The following is a 23,886-nucleotide window of genomic DNA, read 5'->3' on the forward strand; positions in this document are numbered from 1 at the left end:
ACAGGTATCGTGCTGTCGTGTCTGTTCTGTTCCGCCTGCCGGGGGGATGTTACCCCACCCGGATGAGGATGTGCTTCTTCTTGCCGGAGGACAGTTTCAGCGTGCCGTCCGTCAGGTCGGCGGGGGTGACGGTCTGGTTCTCATCCTTGATGACGACGTCATTCAGCCGGGCACCACCGCCACGGATAAGACGGCGTGCCTCGCCCCCGCTGGCGGCCAGGCCTGCCTCTGCAAAGAGCCTGAAGGCAGGCACGCCCTCGGCAAACAGGCTGGCGGGCACGGCAACTTCCGGCAGGGCGGCCTGGACGCTGCCCTGCTCGAACACCTTGCGGGCGGTTTCGGCAGCTTCCTCGGCGGCTTCACGGCCGTGGCAGATGGCCGTGGCCTCGGTGGCCAGAATCTTCTTGGCCTCGTTGATCTCTGCCCCTTCCAGCGCACCGAGGCGTTCACATTCCTCCACGGACAGGTCCGTGAACATCTTCAGGAAGCGGCCCACGTCGGCATCCTCGGTGTTGCGCCAGAACTGCCAGTAATCGAAGACAGGTCGCCGCTCTTTGCGGACCCACACGGCTCCGTTGGCGGACTTGCCCATCTTGGCCCCGGAGGAGGTGGTGACAAGCGGCGTTGTCAGCCCGAACAGGCGTGCCCCATCCGTGCGGCGGGCCAGGTCGATGCCGGAGACGATGTTGCCCCACTGGTCGGACCCGCCCATCTGGAGAATGGCCCCGTGGCGGCGGTACAGCTCCCGGAAGTCGAACGCCTGAAGGATGGAATAGTTGAATTCAAGGAAAGTCAGTCCCTGTTCCCGGTCCAGCCGCTGCTTCACGCTTTCGAAGGAAAGCATCCGGCTGACGGAGAACTGCACCCCGACATCCTGAAGCAGGCTGATGTAGGAGAGCCTGTCTAGCCAGTCCGCATTGTTGACGAGACGGCACGCCCCATCCTCAAAATCCAGAAACTGTCCCAGAGAGGCCCGCAGCCCGGCAAGATTGTGGGTGATGGTCTCGTCCGTCATCAGGGAGCGGGCCTCATCACGGAAGGAGGGATCGCCAATCTTTGCCGTGCCGCCGCCAATCAGGGCGATGGGGTTGTGCCCGTGCTTCTGGAGCAGCCGCAGCATCATGATCGACATGGCATTGCCCACATGCAGGGAGTCTGCCGTGGGGTCAAAACCGATATAGGCCGTAACGGGACCTGCCAGCATCAGCTCGTCCAGCGCCTCGAAATCGGTGCACTGGAAGATCATCCCACGGGCCTGGGCTTCCCGCAGGAATGGGCTTTTAAGTGATGTATCGGTCATGAAGGGCATCTTTCCTGATGGCTGTCCTGTCGGGGCGGAGCGGGCTTAGCCCACGGCCTCTGCCGCAGGCTGGATCATGGCGTCTTCAGGGGCGAAGAGATTCCGCTGGCGGGTCGTCACATGGTCCTCCAGCGCATCGGCAATCAGTTCTGCCTGCTGGGAGAAGATATGATCGGCCTCGGGGAAAACACGGTAATCCACCGTGACATTCTTCTGCGTGTTCAGCTTGTCCACCAGCTTGCGGATGACAGGCTCGGGGGCCATGCTGTCCTTTCCACCGGCGATCATCAGGCCGCTGCACGGGCAGGGAGCGAGGAAGTTGAAATCGTAATCGTCAGCCGGAGGAGCGACGCTGATCCAGCCACGGATTTCTGGCCGACGCATGAGCAGCTGCATCCCCACGAAGGCACCGAAGGAATAACCGGCGATCCACAGCTCCGAGGAGTTGGGGTTGATCATCTGCATCCAGTCCAGCGCAGCGGCGGCATCGGAGATTTCCCCGATTCCACCATCATACCGCCCCTGGGAGCGGCCAACCCCACGGGAGTTGTAGCGCAGGACAGAAAAGCCCATGGTCTGGAAACGGCGGTACATGGTGTAGGCGATGCGGTTGTTCATCGTCCCGCCATGCAGCGGATGTGGATGGATGATCAGGGCGAGAGGGGCGTTGGGGTCTTCAGAATGATGGTAATGGCCTTCGAGCCGCCCATCCGGGCCGGCAAACATGACTTCAGGCATGTGTCTCTCATCTCTTTGTCCACCCCGTTGCCTGCTGAAGGCCCAGAGCGGTTATGCGAACCGATAATGCCCGGGTCCCTGTCCGGGCCCGGGCATGATTTTACGCCCCGGGCAGAAGGCACGGCCCCAGTCCGGGAAGAACATACCGGCGTTGTATATCGGTTCCATCCTCGTGATTTCTACCAAAATCGACTCTTCTGCGCTGGTTTTTTCAAAATGGTAAAGAAGATTGTATCTATCATCCTGTTTGGGCAGGGTTTGTCATGGGGCTTGCGGGAAAGGCACTGTCCCGGATGTGCATGAGCGGAGCAGAAGGTTTTTTTCATGGTTCAGGATACAGCTGTGCAGCAGGGCCCTGTCTATCTCGATGCCAATGCAACCGAACCCCTGCGGCCTGCTGCACGGGCTGCCATGCTGGCCGGGCTGGAGCAGACAGGGAATCCGTCTTCTGTCCATGCCGCAGGACGCAGGGCCCGCATCATGCTGGAAGAAGCCCGCCAGACGATGGCCTCCGCTTTTGGCAGGGAGGCTGACTGCTGTGTGTTCACGTCAGGGGGAACGGAGGCGGATACGCTTGCCCTGCATGGCTTTGGTCGGGCGGAAGGCCGTGCCATTCTTATTGGTGCCACCGAGCATGATGCCATCCGCAAAGCTGCCCCGGAGGCGTCCCTCATTCCGGTTGACGGGCAGGGGGTGATCGACTGCATGGCGCTGGAGGAGATGCTGGCAGCCCATACTCCCGGAACAGGTGATCGGCCGGGGCCGCTGGTCTGCATCATGGCGGCGAATAATGAGACGGGGGTATACGCTCCCCTGCGGGATGTAGCCTCTCTCTGTCGCCAGCATGGTGCCTTTCTGCATGTCGATGCCGTACAGGCTGCAGGCCGGATGCAGGAGCGGGACGAGTTCTCACTGGCTCTGAAAGACGGGTCCCTGGCGGGGGCCAGTCTGGCCCTGTCCGCCCACAAGATGGGTGGTCCCAAGGGGGCCGGTGCCCTGCTGCTGCCGGAGGACAGGCCCCTGGCCCCCCTGCTGCCCGGTGGCGGGCAGGAACGGGGACGGCGGGGTGGCACACCGGCCCTTGCATCCCACATGGGTATGGCCGCCGCTCTTGAGGAGAGCCGGAAGCAGGACTGGACCCTCCTGGAGGCGCTGCGGGATGAGCTGGAGGGTGTCATGGTGCAGGCTGGAGCCCTCATCATGGGGCATGGTGTGGCCCGGCTGTCCAATACCATCAGTGCGGTCCTGCCCGGTGTGGCGGCCCAGATGCAGCTCATGGCGCTGGATATCGAGGGATATTGCGTTTCAGCCGGTTCGGCCTGTTCATCCGGCAAGGTGGCCCGATCCCATGTGCTGGAGGCCATGGGGCAGGGGGAGGCAGCCGGGCAGGCCATCCGTGTCTCGCTGCCGTGGAATGCCGAAGCTGGAGCTGTCAGGGCATTTGGGCAGGTTTATGCTCTCATGGCCCAGCGTTTTGCCGGACGTGGCCTTCTGAAACGCAGCTCTTTCCAGGGAGGTGGCCGTGCAACCTGAAGCTGATGTGATCTATCTGGATTACCTTGCTACGACTCCGTGTGATCCAGCCGTGCTGGAGACCATGCTGCCATGGTTCACACAGTACCCCGCCAATGCAGGGAGCCTGCATCTGCCGGGGCAGAAGGCCAATGCGGCCGTGGAGCAGGCCCGGGAGGAGCTTGCCGGGGCTCTCGCCGTCAGCCCGCAGGAGCTGATCTGGACCTCCGGGGCAACGGAGGCCAATAATCTGGCCATCAAGGGAGCCGCCCGTTTCCTGAAGGAACAGGGTGATGGGCGACGGCGCCTTGTCACCGTGGCAACGGAGCATAAATGTGTGCTGGAAGCTGTACGGTCACTGGAGGGCGAGGGGTTTGAGCCTGTCATCCTGCCGGTGGAGCCGGATGGCCGCCTGTCACCGGATCGTCTGGCAGAGGCCCTGAAGACACCCGCGCTGCTGGTCAGCATCATGGCAGCGAACAACGAGACAGGTGTGGTGCAGGACCTTGACCGCCTCATGCCGCTGGTGAAGCAGGCCGGCGCCCTGCTGCATGTGGACATGGCCCAGATGTTCGGCAAGCTGCCCTGCACGCTGGAGGGTGTCGATCTCGCTTCATTTTCGGCACACAAGATATATGGTCCCAAAGGCGTGGGAGCGCTGTATGTCCGGCGGCGGCCCCGTGTGCGGCTGCTACCTTTGTTTTCAGGCGGCGGACAGGAGCGCAGCCTGCGTTCTGGCACGTTGCCGGTCCCGCTGATCATTGGCATGGGGAAGGCCGCCCGGCTGGCCGTGGAGAGCGGGAAGGAGGAGGCTGACCGTCTTGCGGGCTTGCGGGAGAGGCTGTGGCAGGGTATGCGGCAGCTGTTCCCGGTGGTGCGTCTCAATGGTGCGCCTGCCCCACGGCTGCCGGGCGTCTTGAATGTGTGCCTGCCCGCCGGGCTGGAGGCCCAGCAGGTCATGGCAGCAGTGCCGGGGGTTGCTTTTTCATCCGGTTCGGCCTGTTCAGCGGCATCTGGGGCACCATCCTATGTCCTCAGGGCGATGGGATTGACAGAGGCGGAGGCACGCAGGAGCTTGCGCCTGTCGGTGGGACGTTTTACCTCGGCAGGTGATGTGGAGTGCGCAGTGGCCCGTTTTGGGCAGGGCCTTGCCGGGAGGTGAGACCGCTGCATGGATACAGGGAGTAGGGACTTATGCCCCGGATGGTTTTTGTTGAGCGTGATGGTAGCCGCCACGAGGTGGAGGCACAGGCAGGTCTCTCCGTGCTGGAGATCGCCCATGAGAATAATATCGATCTTGAAGGGGCCTGCGAAGGCTCGCTCGCCTGTGCGACCTGTCATGTGATCGTGGACCCGGCCTGGGCGGACAAGCTGAAAAGCCCGACTGATGATGAGGAAGACATGCTCGACCTCGCTTTCGGGCTGGAGAAGACATCCCGTCTGGGTTGCCAGATCGTCATGACGGAAGAGCTGGACGGTCTTGTCGTCCATCTTCCCAAGGCTGGCTGAGGTTTCCAGTCATGCGCATCCTTGTGGCCATGTCTGGTGGGGTGGACAGTTCCGTGGTGGCAGCCCTGCTGAAGCGGCAGGGCCATGAGGTCATCGGAGCAACCCTCCAGCTTTACGACCATAGCGGTCCGGCGAAACCCGGGGCCTGCTGTGCTGGACGGGACATCATGGATGCCCGCATGGTCGCCGAGCGTATCGGCTTTCCCCATTACGTCATCGATGCGGAGAGCCGCTTCCGGGAAAGTGTGATCGAGAGTTTTGCCGATTCCTACGCTCGGGGGGAGACCCCCGTTCCCTGTGTGGCCTGCAATCAGGGGGTTAAATTCACGGACCTCCTGAACATGGCCCGGGACCTCGGCTGTGAGGCCATGGCAACCGGTCATTACGTACGTCGGCTGGAAGGCCCGGAAGGTGTGGAGATGCACCGCCCGGTGGACCGGGACCGGGACCAGAGCTGGTTCCTGTTTGCCACGACCCGTGAGCAGCTGGAGTTCCTGCGCTTCCCGCTGGGCGAGATGCCCGACAAGGCCCATGTGCGTGCTCTGGCAGAGGAGCTGGGGCTGGATGTGGCCACCAAGCGGGACAGCCAGGATATCTGCTTTGTCACGAACGGCTCCTATGCCGGGCTGGTGGAGAAGATGCGGCCGGAGATTGAAGGGCCGGGTGACATTGTGGCTGAAGACGGGACCGTGCTGGGCCGTCATGAGGGCATTGCCCGTTATACGGTTGGCCAGAGCCGTCGTCTGGGGGATATTCATACGGGGACGGGGGAGCGCCAGATGGTCACGGCCATTGATGTGCCCTCCCGCCGCATCATTGTTGGCCCCCGCCGGAAGGTGACCAGTGATGAAGGCCGCCGGACCGTTCGCCTGCGGGATATGAACTGGTTGATTGACGCCCCGGCAGAGGGTGTGCGCTGTGGTGTACAGCTGCGGGCACGGGAAGGGCTGCGGCAGGCCCTGGTACGGCCCCTGGAGGGGAACCGGGCCGAGGTGCAGCTGGATGAACCCGCCCTGCCAGCCCCTGGTCAGGCCTGTGTGATGTATGAGGGTGACCGTGTTCTGGGGGGTGGTTTCATCCTTGCCTGAGGGGATGAAACACACTGTTTCCCCAAGCCTTCACACAATATTTATCCAGCCCTTCGGGAGGGTTGTTCCGTCTTGCAGGGGCGGTCGATTGAAGCGGAGGGACGGACATTCCTTGCCGTGCTGCCTTTCTGGCATTCGGAAACGTTTCGTAACCCGAATATAATTTGTGCGAATCGCATTTTTGGATATGGACAACACCCCATGTTTCATGGTCTGGCTGGAGATAGAGAAGTTCCTTCTCCTCTAACAACAGGAAGTGGTTGTCACGCGATCAGCTTGAAGGTTTGCTATGGCTTATTTTGCACGTCATTTTGGTTCATTGCCGGAACGTTCTGCTCTGCGGAAGGCCATCGCCGAGAAGATCCGGTATCCAGAGCAGGAGTGTGTGGAAGCGCTTCTTCCCGCCGCTGAACTGAAACCTGACGAGGAGATCGTGGCTGGCAAGGTGGCCCTTGCTCTGGCCCGCAATCTGCGTGATCACCGTCGGCCCGGTCTGGTTGAGACGCTGGTGCAGGAATTCAGCCTTGGTTCCGCCGAAGGTGTGGCACTGATGAGCATGGCCGAGGCCCTGCTGCGTACTCCTGACCACGCAACCCGGGATGCTCTGATCCGGGATCAGGTTAGTGTCGGTGACTGGCTGTCCCATATGGGGCGTGACAGTGGGCTGATCATCAATGCTGCCTCTTGGGGGCTTGATGTCACGAGCCGTCTTGTATCCCCCAAAAAGCGCATGGGGGCAATTCATGACCTGCTGCGCAAACGGGGTGAGCCGGTTGTCCGCAAAGCCGTGCAGTTTGCCATGCAGATGATGGGCCAGCAGTTCGTGCTGGGCCAGACCATCGAGGGGGCGCTGAAGGATTCCCACAAGCGGCAGGCCCAGGGCTTCAACTACTCTTACGACATGCTGGGTGAGGCAGCGCTGGACCGTAACGATGCCGAGAGGTATCAGGCCTCCTACCATGCCGCTCTGGAGGCGATCGGCTCCATGGCCAGGGGCAACACGGTTTATGAGCGCCCCGGTCTGTCCATCAAGCTGTCTGCCCTGCATCCTCGCTACGAGCGTGCCAAGCGTGAGCGTGTGATGGGTGAGCTGCTGCCGACGGTCAAGGCACTGGCCGTACGTGCCAAGCATTACAATCTCGGCCTGAACATTGACGCTGAAGAAAGCGAACGTCTGGATCTGTCCCTGGATATTCTGGACGCACTCTGCCGTGACCCGGAGCTGGCCGACTGGGATGGCATCGGTTTTGTTGTGCAGGCCTATGGCCGCCGTGCCGCTGCCGTATTGGATTACATCATCGCTCTTGGCCGTGAGACGCACCATCGCATCATGGTCCGCCTCGTCAAGGGGGCCTATTGGGATACCGAGCTGAAAAAGGCCCAGATTGATGGTGTGCCGGACTTCCCGGTTTTTACCCGCAAATGTCATACGGATGTCAGCTATATCGCCTGTGCCCGCAAGCTGCTGGCCGCTGGTGATGCCGTTTTCCCCCAGTTTGCCACGCATAACGCCCGCACGGTGGCGTCCATCTACGCCATGGCTGGCCGGGACTTCCACGAGGGGCAGTACGAGTTCCAGTGCCTGCATGGCATGGGCGAGGCTCTTTATGAAAGCGTCGTAGGGCAGAAACATCTGGGTCGCCCCTGTCGTATTTATGCCCCGGTCGGAACCTATGATACGCTGCTGGCCTATCTGGTCCGCCGCCTGCTGGAGAATGGAGCCAATTCGTCCTTTATCAATCTTCTGGGAGATTCGAAGATTTCCCTGGAGAAGCTGGTGGAGGACCCGGTCAAGACAACCCGGTCCTACACTCCGGTTGGGGCCCCTCATGCTGAGATCAGCAAGCCGCTCGACATGTTTGAGCCTGACCGCCACAATTCGAAGGGCATGGACCTGAATGATGATCTCGTTCTGGCCCGCCTTGGAAAGGGGCTTGAGGGACTGCCGGAGCATTATGAGGCGGCTCCGCTGGTTCCGGGCCTTGGCAAGGCCGAACGCCCTGTCCACCCGGTGACGAACCCGGCGGAGCGGAGTGACCAGGTCGGGACAGTGACATTCGCCGTGCCGGAGGATGTCACTCGTGCTGTGGATGTTGCTGAGGGAGCTTTCGAGGAGTGGGCAGCCCGGTCCCCTGATGACCGTGGCGCCATTCTTGAGCGTGCGGCCGACCTGCTTGAGGAACGCTACATCGCCTATATGGGGCTGGCTGTCCGGGAGGCTGGCAAGTCCTATCCCAATGCCGTAGCTGAGGTACGGGAAGCGATCGACTTTCTCCGGTACTATGGCGGGACGGTCCGGCGTGAGTTCAGCAGCAAGACCCACCTCCCATTGGGGACAGTTGTCTGCATCAGCCCCTGGAACTTCCCGCTGGCCATTTTCCTTGGGCAGGTCTCTGCCGCTCTGGCAGCTGGTAATACCGTTCTGGCCAAACCGGCAGAAGAAACGCCGCTGATCGCCATGGAGGCCGTCAAACTTCTGCATGAGGCTGGCGTGCCGGAAGAGGTCCTGCAACTCCTGCCGGGTGAGGGTGATGTCGGTGCTGCCATGGTGGCGGACAAGCGCATCGCTGGTGTGCTCTTTACCGGTTCCACGGTTGTGGCGCAGATCATTGCCCGCCAGCTGACTGGCCGTCTCGGGCGCAATGGGCAGCCTGTGCCGCTCGTGGCGGAGACGGGTGGCCTGAACGCCATGGTGGTTGATTCTTCGGCCCTGCCGGAACAGGTGGTGAAGGACATCGTTGCCTCCGCTTTCGACAGTGCCGGCCAGCGCTGTTCCGCCCTGCGTGTTCTCTGCGTGCAGGACGATGCAGCCGATCGCATCATTTCCCTCCTGAAGGGCGCCATGGAAGAATTGCGGATCGGCATCCCGGCCAAGCTGGCCACGGATGTCGGGCCGGTCATCAGTGAAGTGGCCCGCAAGGGAATTGTCGATCACATTGAGGCGCTGCGAGGCCGTAACCATCCGGTCTTCCAGGCGCCGGTCGTGAAGGACGAAACGGCTGACGGCACCTTTGTTCCGCCGACACTGATCGAGGTCAATGCGATCGCTGATGTGGGGGGTGAAATCTTTGGCCCGGTGCTGCATGTGCTGCGTTACCAGCGTGAAGAGCTGGAGGCCCTGATCACCCGTAGCAATGCGGGCGGCTATGGGCTGACCTTCGGCGTACATAGCCGTGTTCCATCCCGGATCGACTATCTGGTCGAGCGTGTCGAGGCTGGGAACATCTATGTCAACCGCAACATTGTCGGGGCGATTGTCGGTGTCCAGCCGTTTGGTGGTCATGGCCTCTCAGGGACTGGCCCCAAGGCAGGTGGTCCTCTGGCCCTGCGTCGGCAGCTCGCCCATGCGCCCCGTACGCTGCTGGCCAAACCGGACGCCATGCCTGCCATGGCACGGTCCTGGCTGCTGTGGCTGGGAACGGATGACCGTGAGCTGGTCCGTGAGGTGACGCCATGGATGGATCATGGCTTGCTGGATTGCCGTCTGGAGCTCCCTTCTCCTGTAGGTGAGCGGAATACGTACAGGCTTGAGCCCCGTGGCCGTGTGCTGGTTGTGGCAGAGACACCTACCGGCCTGAAGCGTATGATCAGCTATGCGATCAGCTGCGGGAATGAGGTCGTGGCGCTGGCTGCTCCTGCGGTCATTGCCTCTCTGGATACGCTGCCTGATGTTCTGCGGGAGGTGATCAAGCCGGCAAATTCTCTGGGGGATGTGGAAAAATGTTCCGTCATCCTGACGGAGACCATCAATGAAGGGCTGTGGCAGATCGTTGCAGACCATCTGAAGAACCCGGATGCACCTGTTCCGCTGGTCTATTGGGCTGACAGTGTGACGTTGCAGCCGGAAGCCCTGTTGCAGGAGCGGGTGGTCAGCGTCAATACGGCAGCTGCCGGTGGCAATGCCGAGCTGATGACACTGAGCTGACAGGCTGAAAGGGAGCCGGGCTGACAGGGTCAGCCCGGTGTTCCGGGCATGTTGTGTCTGTAAATGAAAGAACGGGTGGAGGAGCCATGCTCTTCCACCCGTTCTTTCATGTTGGGATATGGAGTCTGCCCCGGGGAGAAGAGCCCTTCAGGTCGGGATCTTCGTTTTGGGCAGCGGCAGGCAGCCATCTGGTGTGGTAGCCCGCAGGAAATTGGCCAGCTCCCGGAAGGATGTTGCCCGTGGGTCGGATGGACGCCAGACGAGGCTGATGGTCCGGCGGGCTTCGCTCTCACTCAGCTCCCGGACTGTCACAAGGCCGTCAAATTCCTGCCGGTTGTTCAGGGCCAGACGGGGAATGAGGGAGAAACCTTCTCCGGCGCCGATCATGTGCCAGAGCATTTCCAGGCTGGTGGCCAGACGCTGGTCCTGCGAGCGGAAATTGCTGGGGCAGAGGGAGAGGGCCTGGTCCCGCAGGCAATGTCCGTCTTCCAGCAGCAGCAGGTCCGGCCGAGCCAGGTCGGCAATGGACAGATTCTTCTTGGTGGCCAGCTCATGGTCTTTGGGGAATACCGCCAGGAAAGGTTCCTGAAAGAGCGGTGCATGTTCCAGTGTTTCGGTAGCAGCCGTGGGTGCCATGAAGGCAACATCCAGATCGCCCTGCCGGAGAGCCTGTACCAGATTGGGCGTGGTGTTCTCATTCAGCCTCAGGCCCAGCTGGGGGTACTTCTGACGCAGGCGGGGCAGAAGGCCGGGGATGTAGTACGGCCCGAGAGTGGGAATGACGCCGATATGCAGGAGGCCGTCCAGCGGTCCTGTATGGGCCCGGGCGACTTCCAGCAGATTGCGGGCTGAGGCCAGCACATCCCGCCCCAGGGCGATGAGGCGCTCACCTTCCGGTGTGGGAGCCACATGCCGACGGGAGCGTTCGAACAGGGTGACATTGAGAAGCTGCTCCAGCTTTCTCACCTGCTCGGACAGCCCCGCCTGACTGACCCCGCAACGCTCAGCTGCACGGGAAAAGTTGCGCAGGTCATCAACTGCGACGACGTACTCGATGTCCCGAAGGGACAGACCGGAAAGAGGAACGTAGGACATAAGGATACCAATAAGCTGAGTTGGAGGCAGGGCCAAGGGAAAAAGACTGGAATCGCATAATGATTGATAATGATTCTCAATTATACTGATAACAACCCTCAATTAGACGGTTTCAGAGCCGTGGGCTAGAAGGTGAACATGCTTGACATTCCCAAGGTTGGGCTGTCCCTTTGAGGGGACATCCGCAGGCCCTGCGGAAGTCTACAATTCTGAAAGTGAATGAGGAGGTTTCCATGCCTGCTATTGGTTCCGAGATTAAGCCGTTTACCGCCCAGGCTTTCCGTGATGGCAAGTTCCTTCAGGTCTCTGATGCAGACCTGCGTGGCAAGTGGTCCGTCGTGTTCTTCTACCCGGCTGACTTCACCTTTGTCTGCCCGACAGAGCTGGAAGACCTCGCCGAGAACTATGAGACCTTCCAGAAGATGGGTGTCGAGGTCTTCGGTGTCTCCACAGACAAGCACTTCACCCACAAGGCATGGCACGACACGTCCCCGGCCATCGGCAAGGTGCAGTACACCATGATCGGTGACCCGTCTGGCGACATCGCCCGCAACTTCGATGCTCTGCGTGCTGATGGCAGCCACACGGCTGACCGCGCCACGTTCCTGATCGACCCGGAAGGCAAGATCCAGTACATCGAGATCACCTCCGAGGGTGTGGGCCGTAGCGCTGCCGAGCTGCTCGACAAGATCCGTGCTGCCCAGTACATCGCTGCTCACCCGGGTGAAGTCTGCCCGGCCAAGTGGAAAGAGGGTGGCGACACGGCAACCCTGAATCCGTCCCTGGACCTGGTCGGCAAGATCTGATCACGTCCTGAAAACGGGAAGTATGGTGGGGGGCCTCTCCCCACCGTTGAGGGGAGGCGTGCTGCGTTGTGGTGCGCCTCCTTTTTCATGGGGCCGATTGCCCGGTCTGCCAGACCCTGAGCACCAGAGATTCTGGAGAGAGAATTCATGCTGAACGACGAACTCAAAGGCCAGCTGAGAGGGTACCTCCAGCATCTGCGCCACAACATCATTCTTGTTGCCTCCCTTGATGAGGGCGACAAGTCCCGTGAGATGAAAGAATTTCTTAACGAAATTTCCGAACTCTCTGATAAGGTTTCCTATCAGGAAGGTGGCAATGACGCCCGTCGCCCGTCTTTCCTGATCCGTGCCGCAGATTCAGATGTTCAGGTCTGCTTTGCGGGCATCCCGATGGGCCATGAGTTTACGTCTCTGGTACTGGCCCTGCTTCAGGTTGGTGGTCACCCGCCGAAGGTCGAGGCTGAACAGGTTGCGCAGATCAAGGCCCTGAAGGGTGATTTCCATTTCGAGACCTATTTCTCCCTGTCCTGCCACAACTGCCCGGATGTCGTTCAGGCCCTGAACATGCTGAGCGTGCTCAACCCCAACATCCGCCACACGGCCATTGATGGTGCCCTGTTCCAGGATGAGGTGAACGAGCGTGATGTGCGTTCCGTCCCTCAGGTGTTCCTGAACGGTGAGCGTTTCTCCACCGGTCGCATGGAACTGCCGGAGATTCTGGCCAAGATCGATACTGAAGGTGCTGCCAAGGCTTCCGAGAAGCTGAATGACGAGGCTCCGTTCGACACGCTGGTGATCGGGTCCGGTCCGGCTGGCTGTGCCGCCGCCATCTACACGGCCCGCAAGGGTGTCCGCACTGGTCTGCTGGCTGAGCGCTTCGGTGGTCAGGTCATGGATACGGCTGGCATCGAGAACTTCATCTCCGTACCGGAGACCGAAGGTCCGGCCCTTGCCAAGAATCTGGAGCAGCATGTTCGCAGCTATGATGTCCGTGTCATCACGGCACAGCGTGCTGCCAAGCTGATCCCGGCCGAGAAGGAAGGTGGCCTGCACGAGATCGTGCTGGAGAGTGGTGCCCACCTGAAGGCCCGTACCATCATCGTGGCAACAGGTGCCCGCTGGCGTCAGCTGAACGTGCCGGGTGAGGAAGAATACCGCACACGGGGCGTTGCCTACTGCCCGCATTGTGATGGTCCGTTCTTCAAGGGCCGTCCGGTTGCTGTTGCCGGTGGTGGCAACAGTGGCGTGGAAGCCGCCATCGACCTCGCCGGTATCGTGTCCCACGTGACGCTGCTTCAGTATGACCCTGTGCTGACGGCTGATGAGGTCCTTCAGAACAAGGTCCGCAGCCTGCCGAATGTCGATATCGTGGTGAACGCCCGCACGACCGAGATCCGTGGTGATGGCCGCAAGATGACCGGCCTGAGCTGGCAGGATGTCAAGGATGGCAGCGAGCACAGCATCGACGTGGACGGCATCTTCGTCCAGATCGGCCTGCTGCCGAACACGGACTGGCTGAAGGGTGGCATCGAGATGTCCCGCATCGGTGAGATCGGCATTGACGAGCGTTGCCGTACCTCCATCCCCGGCGTGTTTGCTGCCGGTGATGCCACGACGGTGCCGTACAAGCAGATCATCGTGGCGATGGGTGAGGGTGCCAAGGCTGCCCTGTCTGCCTTTGACCACATCATCCGTGTCCCGGCTGCTTCCTGAGGGAACACCTGATAGGCCCGGGCTGCTTCTGATGTGGCAGTCTGGGTGACTGGATGAAGAGACCGGCCTGTTTCAGGCCGGTCTTTTTTGTTTATGGGTGAAAAAGGTCCGGCTGGGGCTGGAGGTCCATGAGGCCCAGTGTTGAAAGCTGGCTGTGATGCAGCAGATGGACACCGGTGGCATGGGCCAGCTGCCGGGCTGGGCGGGTATAGCCAGCGTTGGAGACGACAGCTGCATACTGGGCCTGACGGTGCTGCCGGGCTGTGAAAATTTCCTGGACAGCCTTGTTCCCGACCGGCCTGCCATAGAGTTTGCATTGTATGACGAGCCGGACTCCGCTCTGCTCGGCAATGATGTCCATGCCCTGGTCTGCCCCCGGTGGTGTGGTGCGTGCCTGCCATCCGGCCTGACGCAGCAGTCCGGCGCAGAAACGTTCATAATCCAGCGGGTCCATGGTGGCGGTGAACTGCCGTGGTGTGGTGCTGCTCCCGGCGGCGGCTGGGGGAGGAGATGTCCTGTTGCGCTTGAGAAGGATTTTTACCACACGGCTGATGCGGCGGAGGGTCCGCCGCCGCAGGGAGGGCCATATGTCAGCCAGATTTTCCTGCATCAGGCAGGTGAGAAGGATGCTCTGGCAGAAATAGTCCAGCTCCCTGTGCCAGCGTTGTTTGTCCACGACGCCATAATGGTTTTCGGTCAGGCAGGCCTGTTGGCGTTGCGCCAGTGTATGCTGATGCCGGGCAATGAGCTGGCAGAGAAGCTGCCAGGCCTTGCGCCTGCGTCGCACACGATGGCGGTACTGGAGAAACAGGACCAGGAAAAAGCCGAGGAGAAGTGCATCTGCGGGAAGGATGGCAATACCATGCCCGGGCAGGAAGGAGGGGGTTACGCTGCCGTGGTGAAGTGCTGGGGGCAGTGGACCGGAGCGGGGAAAAAAACCACCATCCGGTTGTCCCGCCATGTCCGCCTTCGATCCTGTGTAGGGGAAGCTGGTGCCGACACTCGGAATTGAACCGAGGACCTACTGATTACGAATCAGTTGCTCTACCCCTGAGCTATGTCGGCATCGGGTTGAGCCTATACAGAAAAATGAGGTGACAGGCAACGGTGTATGTAAAATATTTATGGATAACGGCCTGAAAGGGGTTGCAGACCCCTCTCTGGCGGCGCAAGAGGGGTGGATGTTCAGAAAAGATCATTTTCACAAAGGATTGTGGAGCCAGGGCGGAGCCTGTTCCTTCCTGCGGCATGATGTGGACCAGCCCGCACTCAAGGTGGTGGCCGGGGTGGATGAATGTGATGTCTGTGGTCTCTTCCAGCATGTTCCTCACCTGCGGCCAGGACATGTTCTGAGCTGCGCCCGTTGCGGAAATACCATGGCACGACGGCGCAGGACTTCGGAGATTGGCGGCCCGCTGGTCTTCTGCCTTTCAGCTCTGGCGCTGTATATCGTGCTGCTGGTCAGCCCGCTCATGACGCTCAACATCTACGGGAGGGAGAACATGGTCACCCTCATGAGCGGCCCGCTGGAAATGGCCCGGCAGGGTTATGGGAGCATTGCCATACTGGTGGCTCTGGCCAGCGTGCTCATGCCTGGCATCGTGCTCGTCTGCATGACGCTGATTCTTTATGGTGCGTCCCGGGATGAAATGCCCCGTTGGGTCCGCCCCCTGCTGGCCTGGTATGAAAAGCTGCGCCCGTGGTCCATGGTCGAGGTGTACGTCATTGGCCTGCTCGTGGCCTATACCAAGCTGGTTGATCTGGCCCTGGTCATCCTGCAACCGGGCGTGTACCTGCTCGGGGGGCTGATGGTGATGATGGCAGCCATGGATTCGGCCTTTGATGCCGACATGATATGGAGGCACAGGTCCGTCACCAGGCGCCCTGGTCTGGGCATGTACATGGCGGAGGGGCGTGCCCTGCCGCCGGAGAAGCACATGCTGTCCTGCCATGCCTGTGGACTGGTTTTTGTCGCCCGTGGCCCGGTGGATGATGAGCGTGACATGGGGGATTGCCCTCGTTGTGGGCAGATACTGCGGCGGCGCAAGCGGAACAGCCTTCAGGCGGCCATGTGTTTTCTGGTGGCGGCTTTCATTTTCTACATTCCGGCCAACATGCTGCCGGTCATGGCCTTCGTGAAGGTTGGGCACGGACACCCCAGCACCATCATTTCTGGAGTGATCCAGCTTTGGGAGGCTGGCCTTTACTTTCTGGCTCTGCTGGTGCTTTTTGCCAGCATCACCGTGCCGGTCCTCAAGGTGTTCCTGCTGGCCCTGATGATCGGCTGTGAATGTCGGGGCAGGGCCTCTCACAAGGTGCTGAAGCGCCTGACAGGCCTTTACAAGGTCGTGGTGTTCATTGGTCGCTGGTCGATGATTGACGTGTTCATGATCTCCATTCTGGCGGCTGTGGTCCGGTTCGGCTTCATGGCGAGCGTGACGGCCGAGCTGGGCGTGGTCTTCTTTGCTCTTGTGGTTGTGTTAACTATTTTTGCCGCAGACCTGTATGATCCCCGGCGTATGTGGGATGCTGCAGGCTATAACCGGCAGGGTCTGGGCCACTCCAGGCAGGGTGGAGAAGAGGATGTGACGGAATTACGGGATATGGAGCCTGAAAAAGCGTGAGAGATGAGCATCTGAAGCGACATTCCGAAGGTGGACATGGGGCAGAGGCCAATGTCCGGCTGCCACGGTTTTCCGTGCTCTGGATCATTCCCATCCTTGCTCTGCTGATTGCCGGATGGTTGGCCTGGAGGCACTTTGCCACCATGGGGCCGAGCATTGTCGTCTCCTTTGATGCTGCTGATGGCATTGTTCCGGGGCAGACGCAGGTCAAGAACAAGGCGGTGAACCTGGGTGTGGTGCAGGGCGTAGCCCTGAGCCCGGACATGACCCATGCTGATGTGACCATCCAGATGAGTGGCATCGATCCTCGGGCGCTCAATGAGCATACCCGGTTCTGGGTTGTCAGCCCGCGCATCAACGGGGCCAGCATCACGGGGCTGGATACGCTTTTTTCTGGCGCCTATATCGCCATGGACCCGGGCAAACCGGAGGGAGGCCATTACCAGACCCATTTTAAGGGTCTGGAAACGCCTCCCGGTATCCGCTCGGACAAACCGGGCAGCACATATTGGCTGGTTTCGTCCACCCTGGAATCCCTCGGGGCCGGGGCTCCCATTTTCTACCGGGACATACAGGTGGGGGAAATCCTTGGCTATACCATGCCGCCTGGTGGAGAGGGGCCTCTTTTGATCAAGGCCTTCGTGAAGGCTCCCTATGATCGTTATCTGAGGGCTGACAGCCGGTTCTGGAATGTATCGGGGATGCAGATAGGTTTTGGAGCCGGGGGTATGAATGTTCGCCTCCAGTCATTCCAGGCTCTTCTTTCCGGTGGGGTGGCGTTTGGTCGTCCTGACAGTGCACAGACTGAGGATACGCCGCCTGCGGTGGCCAATTCCGTTTTCCATCTCTACAAGACAAAGGAGGATGCGGATAATGCCCGTTATCGTCACAAGGTCCCTGTTCTGACCTATGTCGATACAGCTGTGGCTGGCCTGACGGAAGGCAGCAAGGTGACGATGTTCGGTCTTCAGGTCGGACAGGTGACAGGTGTGCATCTGGAGTTGGGAGGTAATAAACGTGGTCACGCTCCCCGTGTCCGGGTGGAGATGCAGCTTGAACCTGAGCGTGTGATTGCTGACGATGAGCAGGATTCCGCCCGGAAGAGCGATCTGCTGGGCAGTTTTGTGGCTGAAGGGATGCGTGCATCTGTCCAGAATGTCAGTTTCCTGACAGGGGAGGCCATGATTGCCCTGTCTTTCGCGCCTGACAAGACGCATGACGGGCAGCAGATAACGTTTGAGAATGGTGTAGCCGTGATTCCAAGCCAGCCCGGCGGCATGGACAGCATCCTCCAGTCAGTGTCCACCATCACGGACAAGATTGCGGCCATGCCGCTGCCCCAGATCGGTGACCATCTGAACGAGATTCTCGCTCATGGTGATGAACGTCTCAGAAGCCCCGAGGTCACACGGGCCATGGCCGGCCTGAGTGGCTCTCTGGTCTCGCTGAACCATCTGCTGGACCATGCGGATGAGCATCTTCCAGAGCTGATGGTCAATCTGAATGGCACACTGGCGCAGGCCCGTACGATGCTGTCCTCCTATGGGGGCAATCCGGACTTCCGCAGAAATCTTGAAGAGCTGATTGTCCAGCTGACACGGATGTCCCGCTCTTTCCATCTTCTGGCGGACTATCTGGACCATCATCCATCATCTCTCATCACCGGTCGGGGGCCCTGATCCATGAAGCGTTTTTTCCACCCTTCCTTCGTGCGTTCATGTGGGCTGCTGGGAGCTGTCTGCCTGGGAGGTGTTCTGTTGGCCGGGTGCAGCAGTACACCTACGACCTATTATGTTCTGGCACCGCAGACCGGGCCAGTGGCGTCCCCTGTGATACAGGCGGCCCTGCCACAGGCCATTGAGGTGCTTACCCCATCCATCACCTCCCGGCTGGATCGGGATGGTCTTTTGAGGGTGATGCAGGATGCCCAGGATCATATGGTGCCTGCTGCTGCTTGGAGTGAGCCGCTCGGCGAGATGCTTGGTCATGCCCTGGCAGCCAACCTGAGGCAGCGCCTGCCCGGCCATGTGCTGTTTTCCCAGAATGATTCTGTGGCCGTGACGGCTGGAGCCTATCTGGAGCTGAGCCTGTCCCGGTTTGAGCAGGATGTATCTGGTCATGCTGTCATTACTGGTGTGCTGTCTGCCCACAGGGCAGGGGCGCCAGATTCACAGGCTCGTGCAGTGAATGTGCAGTGGGTATCGCCGCAGCCTGTCGGAACGAAGCCAGCCGACATGGTGCGGGTTCTGGCGGAAGGTATGGGAGTACTGTCCGACCAGGCCATCCAGCTTCTGTATTCGCTACCGGCACTGCCGGTCCATGAGGAGGCCTCCAGCCTGTAACGTAACAGGCTTCTGCCTGATGGGGAAACCCTGTACGGCCTCTGGAAGGCTGTACGGGGTTTTTTCATGCCTTCATGAATGAGAAGGGGAAGCCATAAAAAAACCACCCGCTTCAGACCATGAAGGGGTGGTTTCTTTGGAAAGGAACGAAGGCCCTTCCTTCAGAGTTTTTCGACCTGATTGTAGTCCAGATCCACCGGTGTGGAGCGGCCAAAGATGGAGACGCTGACCTTGAGGCGCTGGTTCTCCGTATCGACTTCTTCGACACTGCCATTGAAGGATGTGAAAGGCCCATCGGAAACCCGCACCTGCTCGCCAATCTCGAAAGACAGGCTGGAGCGGGGACGCTCGACACCTTCCTGAGCCTGCTGGAGAATCCGCTTGGCTTCAGCATTGCTGATGGGCGTTGGCTGGTTGTTGCGTGTACCCAGAAAGCCCGTCACTTTCGGTGTGTCCTTGACGAGATGCCAGGCACGGTCCGTCAGTTCCATTTTGACCAGAACATAACCGGGGAAGAATTTGCGTTCCGTGTTCACCTTGCGGCCACGACGGACCTCGGTCACTTCCTCGGACGGTACCAGAATTTCTTCGAACTGATCGCTCAGCCCCTTCTTTTCGGCCTGTTCACGGATATGATCGGCAATCTTCTTCTCGAAGCCTGAATAGACATGCACAACGTACCAGCGTTTTGCCATGATGCTGCTTTAGCCTCCGATGCCTAAGATTTTGCTGATCCCCAGGCCGATCAGCTGATCGACGACGAAAAAGAAAATACAGGTGGCGACGACCATGGCCAGCACGGCACCTGTTGTAATGATGGTATTGCGATGCGTCGGCCACGTAACACGTCTGGCCTCGGCACACACATCTGAAAAATATCTACGAAGGCTGAATCCTGGGCCTTTCTGGGCCGGAGGCATCTTCGGTGAATTGCCTTTCGGCTTTGTGACCGACACCATTATCCTCAAATCTATCTCGGCCCGAGCCCTGTCACCCGGGTAAGGCAGTCAGGCGGGCAGGGTATGACGTGGCAGGGGTGGAGGGTCTCGAACCCCCAACCTCCGGTTTTGGAGACCGGCGCTCTAGCCAATTGAGCTACACCCCTTCAGGGTCGAATCGACCTGCGACCGTCCGCCCCTCAGGGCTTGACGATGGGCAGGAAAAGATAACGACAGGCCCATAAAGTCAAGCACTATCTCCAAGAAAATGAAAAAACCTTTCACATCTGCAGGGCGGGGTGAATCCCCCCTTGTCTTGCTCTGGGAGAGCGGTTATATCTCCAGCCCGAAACAGAGCGGGCGTAGCATAATGGCTAATGCAGTAGCCTTCCAAGCTTCTGATGAGGGTTCGATTCCCTTCGCCCGCTCCAGTCTCCTGAAAAATTGACACTCTGCGCATGGGCCTCGCCATCTATCCATCTAGTAAATGGATGGAACGGGGGCTGCCTGGTGCTGGAGTCCGCAGGCATTGCATCCCTGCCATGCTGGCCGGTTCCACCGGTGTTGTGGGCCGTGGCCCGGTTGGTCCTCTGGTTGCGCTGGAGGGCCCCGCCGTGTTAGTGGACATGGACGAAACACTGGCCGGGTTCCGGCTCTGGGACGCCGTGCTGTCACGCAGCATGTTCCGGGGCATGCCGGTTGGGTTGTGCCGGGAAACCGGTCGTGAAAGCAGAACCTCATGAAGACGGAATGAACCCGTGACGGTTGCACAGGAAAAGCAGATCAGGGCGCCAGGCGAAGTGGCGCAGCGTTATGCCCGGGCCTTTGAGGACTATCTCTCGGACAGCAGACAGGATAAGGCCACCGTGCTGGAGCGGGTGCGGGCGCTGCGAAAGGCCATCGCCCAGCTGCCGGACCTGCGTACCGCTCTGGCGGATCCCCGGCTCGACATCAGCCAGACGGAAAAACTGGTGAAAGCCCTTGGCTCCGCTCTCGGGCTTGGTGAGGCCCTGCAGCGGTTTGTTGGCTTCATTGCCCATCAGCGCCGTCTGTCTGGCCTGGATGAAATCCTGTCAGCCGTTCTTCTTCTGGACGCCCGCCAGCGTGGCGAGGTGCGTGTGGAAGTGACGACTGCCCGTCCAATGGAAGATGGGCAGCGTGAAAGCCTCCGTGCCAGCCTCCAGCAGGCCGGGTATGCCAATATTGCCATGACTGAACATGTTGATCAAACCCTGCTTGGGGGTATGGTTGTGCGTGTTGGTTCAGTTCTTTTTGATACATCGATCGCCGGGCGTCTGGCCCGTCTGCAGAACGCCATGAAGGGAGCCGCGTGATGGAGATCCGTCCCGCCGAGATTTCAGAAATTCTCAAGCAGCAGATCGCGTCCTTTGATCAGCCTGCCGCTGTTTCAGAGACAGGGACCGTTCTGTCCATTGGGGATGGGATTGCCCGCGTTTATGGTCTGACCAATGTTCAGGCCGGTGAAATGGTCGAGTTCGAGGGGAGTGGCGTGCGTGGCATGGCTCTCAACCTCGAGAGCGACAGCGTTGGTGTCGTCATTTTCGGTGAGGGTGACCTCATCAGCGAAGGTGATACCGTGCTGCGCACCGGCAAGGTTGTGGAAGTTCCCGTCGGCAAGGGGCTTCTGGGGCGTGTCGTGGATGCTCTGGGCAACCCGATTGATGGCCGTGGTCCGCTGGAGAATGTCGAATATCGTCGTGCTGATGTCCGGGCTCCGGGTATCATGCCCCGTCAGTCCGTCAGTGAGCCGATGCAGACCGGCATCAAGGCCATTGATGCCCTCGTGCCGATCGGGCGCGGGCAGCGTGAGCTGGTGATTGGTGACCGTCAGACAGGTAAGACCGCCATCCTGATCGACACCATCGTGGCCCAGAAGGGTGTCAATGCCGAGGGTGACCCGAAGAAGTCCCTGTACTGCATCTATGTTGCTGTCGGGCAGAAGCGGTCCACGGTGGCCAACCTTGTGCGTAAGCTGACAGAAGCTGGTGCGATGGATTACTCCATCGTCGTGGCTGCCACGGCCTCCGATGCTGCCCCGATGCAGTATCTGGCTCCTTATTCTGCTTCTGCCATGGGTGAGTATTTCCGGGATAACGGGATGCACTCCCTGCTCTGTTATGATGACCTCTCCAAGCAGGCTGTGGCCTATCGCCAGATGTCCCTGCTGCTGCGCCGTCCGCCGGGGCGTGAGGCTTTCCCGGGTGACGTGTTCTACCTGCACTCCCGCCTGCTGGAGCGCTCCGCCAAGATGTCCGAAGAGTTCGGTGCCGGGTCCATGACGGCCCTGCCGGTGATCGAGACACAGGCTGGTGACACGTCCGCCTACATTCCGACCAACGTTATTTCCATTACGGATGGTCAGATCTTCCTTGAAACTGACCTGTTCTACAAGGGTATTCGCCCGGCCGTGAACGTGGGTGGGTCCGTGTCCCGCGTGGGGTCGGCTGCGCAGATCAAGGCCATGAAGCAGGTTGCCGGTACCATCAAGCTGGAGCTGGCCCAGTATCGTGAGATGGCTTCCTTTGCCCAGTTTGCCTCTGACCTTGATCCGGCAACACGCCGTCAGCTGGATCGTGGTGCCCGCCTTGTGGAGCTGCTGAAACAGCCGGAAACCTCCCCGCTGGCTGTTGAGGAGCAGGTGGCTGTTCTGTACGCTGGAACCCGTGGCTATCTGGATTCCGTGGCAGTCAACCAGGTGACGTCCTATGAGGCTGCCCTCCTGGAGGAGCTGCGCAACGGTGGCAAGAGTGTTCTGGCCAGGATCCGTACCGAGCAGAAGCTGACACCGGAGATCGAGGGTGAGCTCAAGTCCCTGCTTGAGGCCTTCAGCAAACGTTTTTCAGCCTGAGGGTTGTAGCTCATGCCTTCATTGAAAGAACTGCGCGGAAGGATTGCGGGGGTCAAATCGACCCGCAAGATCACGAGCGCAATGAAAATGGTCGCTGCCTCAAAGCTGAGGCGCGCCCAGAATCAGGCCGAGGCAGCCCGCCCCTATGCTGATACCATGCGGCGTATGATGAGCGAGCTGGCAGCGGCATCGCAGGGGATGGACCCTTCCACCCTGCCGCCGCTTCTGGCTGGCACGGGACGGGACAATGTGCATCTTCTCATTGTTCTGACGTCCGATCGTGGACTGGCCGGTGGCTTCAATGCCAACATCATCCGTGCTGCCCGTCAGCAGATCGAGGACCTTCTGGCGCAGGGTCGTACCGTGCGTCTGCTGCCCGTTGGCCGCAAGGGCGCTGAGATCTTCAGGCGCTATTATCCGGACATGGTTGTGGATTCGCTCCACAACAAGGCGGGGACCCAGCAGGATGCTTATGCCCTTGCCCAGGATCTGGCGAAACGTGTTGCCGATCTGGTCGAGGGTGGGGAGATTGATGCCTGCACCCTGATGCGCAACCGCTTTGTCAATGCGATGACCCAGACGCCACAGGCCCTTGGTCTTGTTCCTCTGCCTGTTGCGGAGAATGACAATGCCGGGGAGAAGAGGACAGACGGCGCTGTTTACGAGTTTGAGCCTGATGAAGGCCACCTTCTTGCACAGCTTCTGCCACGCAATCTGCTTGTGCAGTTTTATGCTGCCGTGCTGGAGAGCGCTGCCGGTGAGCAGGGTGCCCGCATGACGGCCATGGATAATGCCAGCCGCAATGCGAGCAAGGCCATCGAGCGTCTGTCGCTCCGGTATAACCGGACACGTCAGGCCAATATTACTAACGAGCTGATCGAAATCATTTCCGGCGCAGAAGCCGTCTGAGATCATGCAGGAGAGAAATCTGATGTCTGAGGAACTCAACCGCTCTGCTGAAAATGCCGGTGTTGGTGTTGGACGGATCACCCAGATTCGTGGCCCGGTGGTGGATGTCCAGTTTACGGACAAGCTGCCGCATATTCTGAATGCCCTTCATGTCATGAATGGTGATCAGACGGTCGTGCTGGAAGTTGCGCAGGAAATTGGTGAGCGTCAGGTCCGTTGCATCGCTATGGAAGGGACTGATGGTCTCGTTCGTGGTGCTGAGGTGACCGATACGGGCAGCCAGATCACCGTGCCGGTTGGTCCGGCTACTCTGGGCCGCATCATCAATGTCATTGGTGAGCCGGTCGATGAGAAGGGGCCGATCAAGACGGAAACCCGCTTCCCGATCCACCGCCCCGCTCCCTCCTTTGAGGAACAGGCTGCCAATACCGAGATTCTGGTGACAGGTATCAAGGTGATCGACCTTCTCTGCCCGTATCTGAAGGGTGGTAAGATTGGTCTGTTTGGTGGTGCCGGCG

At 60.0% G+C, this 23,886-nt stretch carries 21 protein-coding genes and 3 tRNA genes (1 of these 24 running past the window's edge); 16 read left to right on the plus strand and 8 right to left on the minus strand.

Annotated elements, in window-relative coordinates:
- Positions 1–49 precede the first annotated feature (49 nt).
- Complete coding sequence (gene tyrS, locus DTQ13_RS04840) at positions 50–1,300, minus strand: tyrosine--tRNA ligase (RefSeq protein WP_043559705.1); 1,251 nt, start codon at positions 1,298–1,300, stop codon at positions 50–52.
- A 45-nt stretch (positions 1,301–1,345) separates the two neighbouring features.
- Positions 1,346–2,038 carry an alpha/beta hydrolase gene (locus DTQ13_RS04845; protein WP_043559620.1) on the minus strand — a complete coding sequence of 231 codons (693 nt, stop codon included), beginning with the start codon at positions 2,036–2,038 and terminating at the stop codon, positions 1,346–1,348.
- A 324-nt stretch (positions 2,039–2,362) separates the two neighbouring features.
- On the opposite strand from DTQ13_RS04845, the gene DTQ13_RS04850 reads away from it, so the two are divergent.
- The 5 genes from DTQ13_RS04850 to putA all read left to right on the plus strand — a co-directional run bounded on the left by DTQ13_RS04850 (position 2,363) and on the right by putA (position 10,072).
- The gene (locus tag DTQ13_RS04850) at positions 2,363–3,571 is read left to right on the plus strand and encodes a cysteine desulfurase family protein (protein WP_248460238.1); all 1,209 of its coding nucleotides are present in this window, start codon (positions 2,363–2,365) and stop codon (positions 3,569–3,571) included.
- 7 nt (positions 3,572–3,578) lie between these two features.
- Positions 3,579–4,712: a cysteine desulfurase family protein gene (locus tag DTQ13_RS04855; RefSeq protein ID WP_086431859.1), complete on the plus strand. Its 1,134-nt coding sequence runs from the start codon at positions 3,579–3,581 to the stop codon at positions 4,710–4,712.
- Positions 4,713–4,744: 32 nt separating this feature from the next.
- Positions 4,745–5,059, plus strand: coding sequence for a ferredoxin family 2Fe-2S iron-sulfur cluster binding protein (locus DTQ13_RS04860; protein ID WP_043559617.1), 315 nt, complete (start codon positions 4,745–4,747; stop codon positions 5,057–5,059).
- Between the two features lie 11 nt (positions 5,060–5,070).
- Positions 5,071–6,147 carry a tRNA 2-thiouridine(34) synthase MnmA gene (gene mnmA, locus DTQ13_RS04865; RefSeq protein WP_043559613.1) on the plus strand — a complete coding sequence of 359 codons (1,077 nt, stop codon included), beginning with the start codon at positions 5,071–5,073 and terminating at the stop codon, positions 6,145–6,147.
- A gap of 289 nt (positions 6,148–6,436) precedes the next feature.
- Positions 6,437–10,072 carry a bifunctional proline dehydrogenase/L-glutamate gamma-semialdehyde dehydrogenase PutA gene (gene putA / locus DTQ13_RS04870; protein WP_086431851.1) on the plus strand — a complete coding sequence of 1,212 codons (3,636 nt, stop codon included), beginning with the start codon at positions 6,437–6,439 and terminating at the stop codon, positions 10,070–10,072.
- 147 nt (positions 10,073–10,219) lie between these two features.
- On the opposite strand, the gene DTQ13_RS04875 is transcribed toward putA, so the two are convergent.
- The gene (locus DTQ13_RS04875) at positions 10,220–11,167 is read right to left on the minus strand and encodes a hydrogen peroxide-inducible genes activator (protein WP_043559608.1); all 948 of its coding nucleotides are present in this window, start codon (positions 11,165–11,167) and stop codon (positions 10,220–10,222) included.
- A gap of 233 nt (positions 11,168–11,400) precedes the next feature.
- On the opposite strand from DTQ13_RS04875, the gene ahpC reads away from it, so the two are divergent.
- Together ahpC and ahpF are read left to right on the plus strand one after the other, a co-directional pair.
- Entirely contained in the window at positions 11,401–11,973 is a 573-nt protein-coding gene (gene ahpC, locus DTQ13_RS04880; RefSeq protein WP_043559605.1) for an alkyl hydroperoxide reductase subunit C, read from the plus strand.
- 147 nt (positions 11,974–12,120) lie between these two features.
- Complete coding sequence (gene ahpF / locus DTQ13_RS04885) at positions 12,121–13,686, plus strand: alkyl hydroperoxide reductase subunit F (RefSeq protein ID WP_248460239.1); 1,566 nt, start codon at positions 12,121–12,123, stop codon at positions 13,684–13,686.
- 91 nt (positions 13,687–13,777) lie between these two features.
- Here the strand turns inward: ahpF and DTQ13_RS04890 are convergent, their stop codons facing one another.
- Entirely contained in the window at positions 13,778–14,647 is an 870-nt protein-coding gene (locus tag DTQ13_RS04890; RefSeq protein ID WP_248460240.1) for a restriction endonuclease, read from the minus strand.
- 29 nt (positions 14,648–14,676) lie between these two features.
- Positions 14,677–14,751, minus strand: a tRNA-Thr gene (locus DTQ13_RS04895).
- Between the two features lie 116 nt (positions 14,752–14,867).
- Between DTQ13_RS04895 and DTQ13_RS04900 the strand changes: the two genes are divergently transcribed.
- Genes DTQ13_RS04900 through DTQ13_RS04910 form a run of 3 tightly spaced genes read left to right on the plus strand, consistent with a single transcriptional unit; the run spans position 14,868 to position 18,652 of the window.
- Complete coding sequence (locus DTQ13_RS04900) at positions 14,868–16,310, plus strand: paraquat-inducible protein A (RefSeq protein WP_248460241.1); 1,443 nt, start codon at positions 14,868–14,870, stop codon at positions 16,308–16,310.
- The gene (locus tag DTQ13_RS04905; protein WP_248460242.1) at positions 16,307–17,989 is read left to right on the plus strand and encodes an intermembrane transport protein PqiB; all 1,683 of its coding nucleotides are present in this window, start codon (positions 16,307–16,309) and stop codon (positions 17,987–17,989) included. The genes DTQ13_RS04900 and DTQ13_RS04905 overlap by 4 nt, the downstream gene beginning before the upstream one ends.
- A gap of 3 nt (positions 17,990–17,992) precedes the next feature.
- Positions 17,993–18,652 (plus strand): membrane integrity-associated transporter subunit PqiC, encoded by a 660-nt coding sequence (locus tag DTQ13_RS04910; protein ID WP_248460243.1) that lies wholly within the window; start codon positions 17,993–17,995, stop codon positions 18,650–18,652.
- 161 nt (positions 18,653–18,813) lie between these two features.
- On the opposite strand, the gene nusG is transcribed toward DTQ13_RS04910, so the two are convergent.
- The 3 genes from nusG to DTQ13_RS04925 all read right to left on the minus strand — a co-directional run bounded on the left by nusG (position 18,814) and on the right by DTQ13_RS04925 (position 19,757).
- Complete coding sequence (gene nusG, locus DTQ13_RS04915; RefSeq protein ID WP_043559594.1) at positions 18,814–19,347, minus strand: transcription termination/antitermination protein NusG; 534 nt, start codon at positions 19,345–19,347, stop codon at positions 18,814–18,816.
- A gap of 9 nt (positions 19,348–19,356) precedes the next feature.
- Positions 19,357–19,611 (minus strand): preprotein translocase subunit SecE, encoded by a 255-nt coding sequence (gene secE, locus DTQ13_RS04920; protein WP_248460244.1) that lies wholly within the window; start codon positions 19,609–19,611, stop codon positions 19,357–19,359.
- A 69-nt stretch (positions 19,612–19,680) separates the two neighbouring features.
- Positions 19,681–19,757: transfer RNA gene (locus DTQ13_RS04925), tRNA-Trp, on the minus strand.
- Between the two features lie 189 nt (positions 19,758–19,946).
- Between DTQ13_RS04925 and DTQ13_RS04930 the strand changes: the two genes are divergently transcribed.
- From DTQ13_RS04930 to atpD, 6 genes are all read left to right on the plus strand, one after another.
- A tRNA-Gly gene (locus DTQ13_RS04930) sits at positions 19,947–20,021 on the plus strand.
- 111 nt (positions 20,022–20,132) lie between these two features.
- The gene (locus DTQ13_RS04935) at positions 20,133–20,333 is read left to right on the plus strand and encodes a hypothetical protein (protein WP_081562557.1); all 201 of its coding nucleotides are present in this window, start codon (positions 20,133–20,135) and stop codon (positions 20,331–20,333) included.
- Between the two features lie 15 nt (positions 20,334–20,348).
- Positions 20,349–20,924, plus strand: coding sequence for an ATP synthase F1 subunit delta (atpH, locus tag DTQ13_RS04940; RefSeq protein ID WP_248460245.1), 576 nt, complete (start codon positions 20,349–20,351; stop codon positions 20,922–20,924).
- Positions 20,924–22,459, plus strand: coding sequence for a F0F1 ATP synthase subunit alpha (gene atpA, locus DTQ13_RS04945; RefSeq protein ID WP_043559586.1), 1,536 nt, complete (start codon positions 20,924–20,926; stop codon positions 22,457–22,459). Before atpH ends, atpA begins: the two co-directional genes overlap by 1 nt.
- Before the next feature lie 12 nt (positions 22,460–22,471).
- A complete protein-coding gene (locus DTQ13_RS04950) occupies positions 22,472–23,368 on the plus strand; it encodes a F0F1 ATP synthase subunit gamma (RefSeq protein WP_043559583.1) in 897 nt (298 codons plus the stop codon).
- 22 nt (positions 23,369–23,390) lie between these two features.
- Positions 23,391–23,886: the beginning of a F0F1 ATP synthase subunit beta gene (atpD, locus tag DTQ13_RS04955; protein WP_043559688.1), read on the plus strand. It continues 968 nt past the right edge of the window; 496 of the gene's 1,464 nt are visible here — the first part of the coding sequence; the start codon lies at positions 23,391–23,393; its stop codon lies beyond the right edge, outside the window.

The organism is Parasaccharibacter sp. TMW 2.1888, from assembly GCF_023167265.1.
Taxonomy (GTDB): Bacteria; Pseudomonadota; Alphaproteobacteria; order Acetobacterales; family Acetobacteraceae; genus Bombella; species Bombella apis.

What these genes read in the sequence shown, in the direction of transcription:
- tyrS (WP_043559705.1), bottom strand. Translation starts at nt 1,300, where the DNA reads ATGACCGATACATCACTTAAAAGCCCATTCCTGCGGGAAGCCCAGGCC.
- DTQ13_RS04845 (WP_043559620.1), bottom strand. Translation starts at nt 2,038, where the DNA reads ATGCCTGAAGTCATGTTTGCCGGCCCGGATGGGCGGCTCGAAGGCCAT.
- DTQ13_RS04850 (WP_248460238.1), top strand. Translation starts at nt 2,363, where the DNA reads ATGGTTCAGGATACAGCTGTGCAGCAGGGCCCTGTCTATCTCGATGCC.
- DTQ13_RS04860 (WP_043559617.1), top strand. Translation starts at nt 4,745, where the DNA reads ATGCCCCGGATGGTTTTTGTTGAGCGTGATGGTAGCCGCCACGAGGTG.
- mnmA (WP_043559613.1), top strand. Translation starts at nt 5,071, where the DNA reads ATGCGCATCCTTGTGGCCATGTCTGGTGGGGTGGACAGTTCCGTGGTG.
- putA (WP_086431851.1), top strand. Translation starts at nt 6,437, where the DNA reads ATGGCTTATTTTGCACGTCATTTTGGTTCATTGCCGGAACGTTCTGCT.
- DTQ13_RS04875 (WP_043559608.1), bottom strand. Translation starts at nt 11,167, where the DNA reads ATGTCCTACGTTCCTCTTTCCGGTCTGTCCCTTCGGGACATCGAGTAC.
- ahpC (WP_043559605.1), top strand. Translation starts at nt 11,401, where the DNA reads ATGCCTGCTATTGGTTCCGAGATTAAGCCGTTTACCGCCCAGGCTTTC.
- ahpF (WP_248460239.1), top strand. Translation starts at nt 12,121, where the DNA reads ATGCTGAACGACGAACTCAAAGGCCAGCTGAGAGGGTACCTCCAGCAT.
- DTQ13_RS04890 (WP_248460240.1), bottom strand. Translation starts at nt 14,647, where the DNA reads ATGGCGGGACAACCGGATGGTGGTTTTTTTCCCCGCTCCGGTCCACTG.
- DTQ13_RS04900 (WP_248460241.1), top strand. Translation starts at nt 14,868, where the DNA reads ATGTTCAGAAAAGATCATTTTCACAAAGGATTGTGGAGCCAGGGCGGA.
- DTQ13_RS04910 (WP_248460243.1), top strand. Translation starts at nt 17,993, where the DNA reads ATGAAGCGTTTTTTCCACCCTTCCTTCGTGCGTTCATGTGGGCTGCTG.
- nusG (WP_043559594.1), bottom strand. Translation starts at nt 19,347, where the DNA reads ATGGCAAAACGCTGGTACGTTGTGCATGTCTATTCAGGCTTCGAGAAG.
- secE (WP_248460244.1), bottom strand. Translation starts at nt 19,611, where the DNA reads ATGGTGTCGGTCACAAAGCCGAAAGGCAATTCACCGAAGATGCCTCCG.
- DTQ13_RS04935 (WP_081562557.1), top strand. Translation starts at nt 20,133, where the DNA reads ATGCTGGCCGGTTCCACCGGTGTTGTGGGCCGTGGCCCGGTTGGTCCT.
- atpA (WP_043559586.1), top strand. Translation starts at nt 20,924, where the DNA reads ATGGAGATCCGTCCCGCCGAGATTTCAGAAATTCTCAAGCAGCAGATC.
- DTQ13_RS04950 (WP_043559583.1), top strand. Translation starts at nt 22,472, where the DNA reads ATGCCTTCATTGAAAGAACTGCGCGGAAGGATTGCGGGGGTCAAATCG.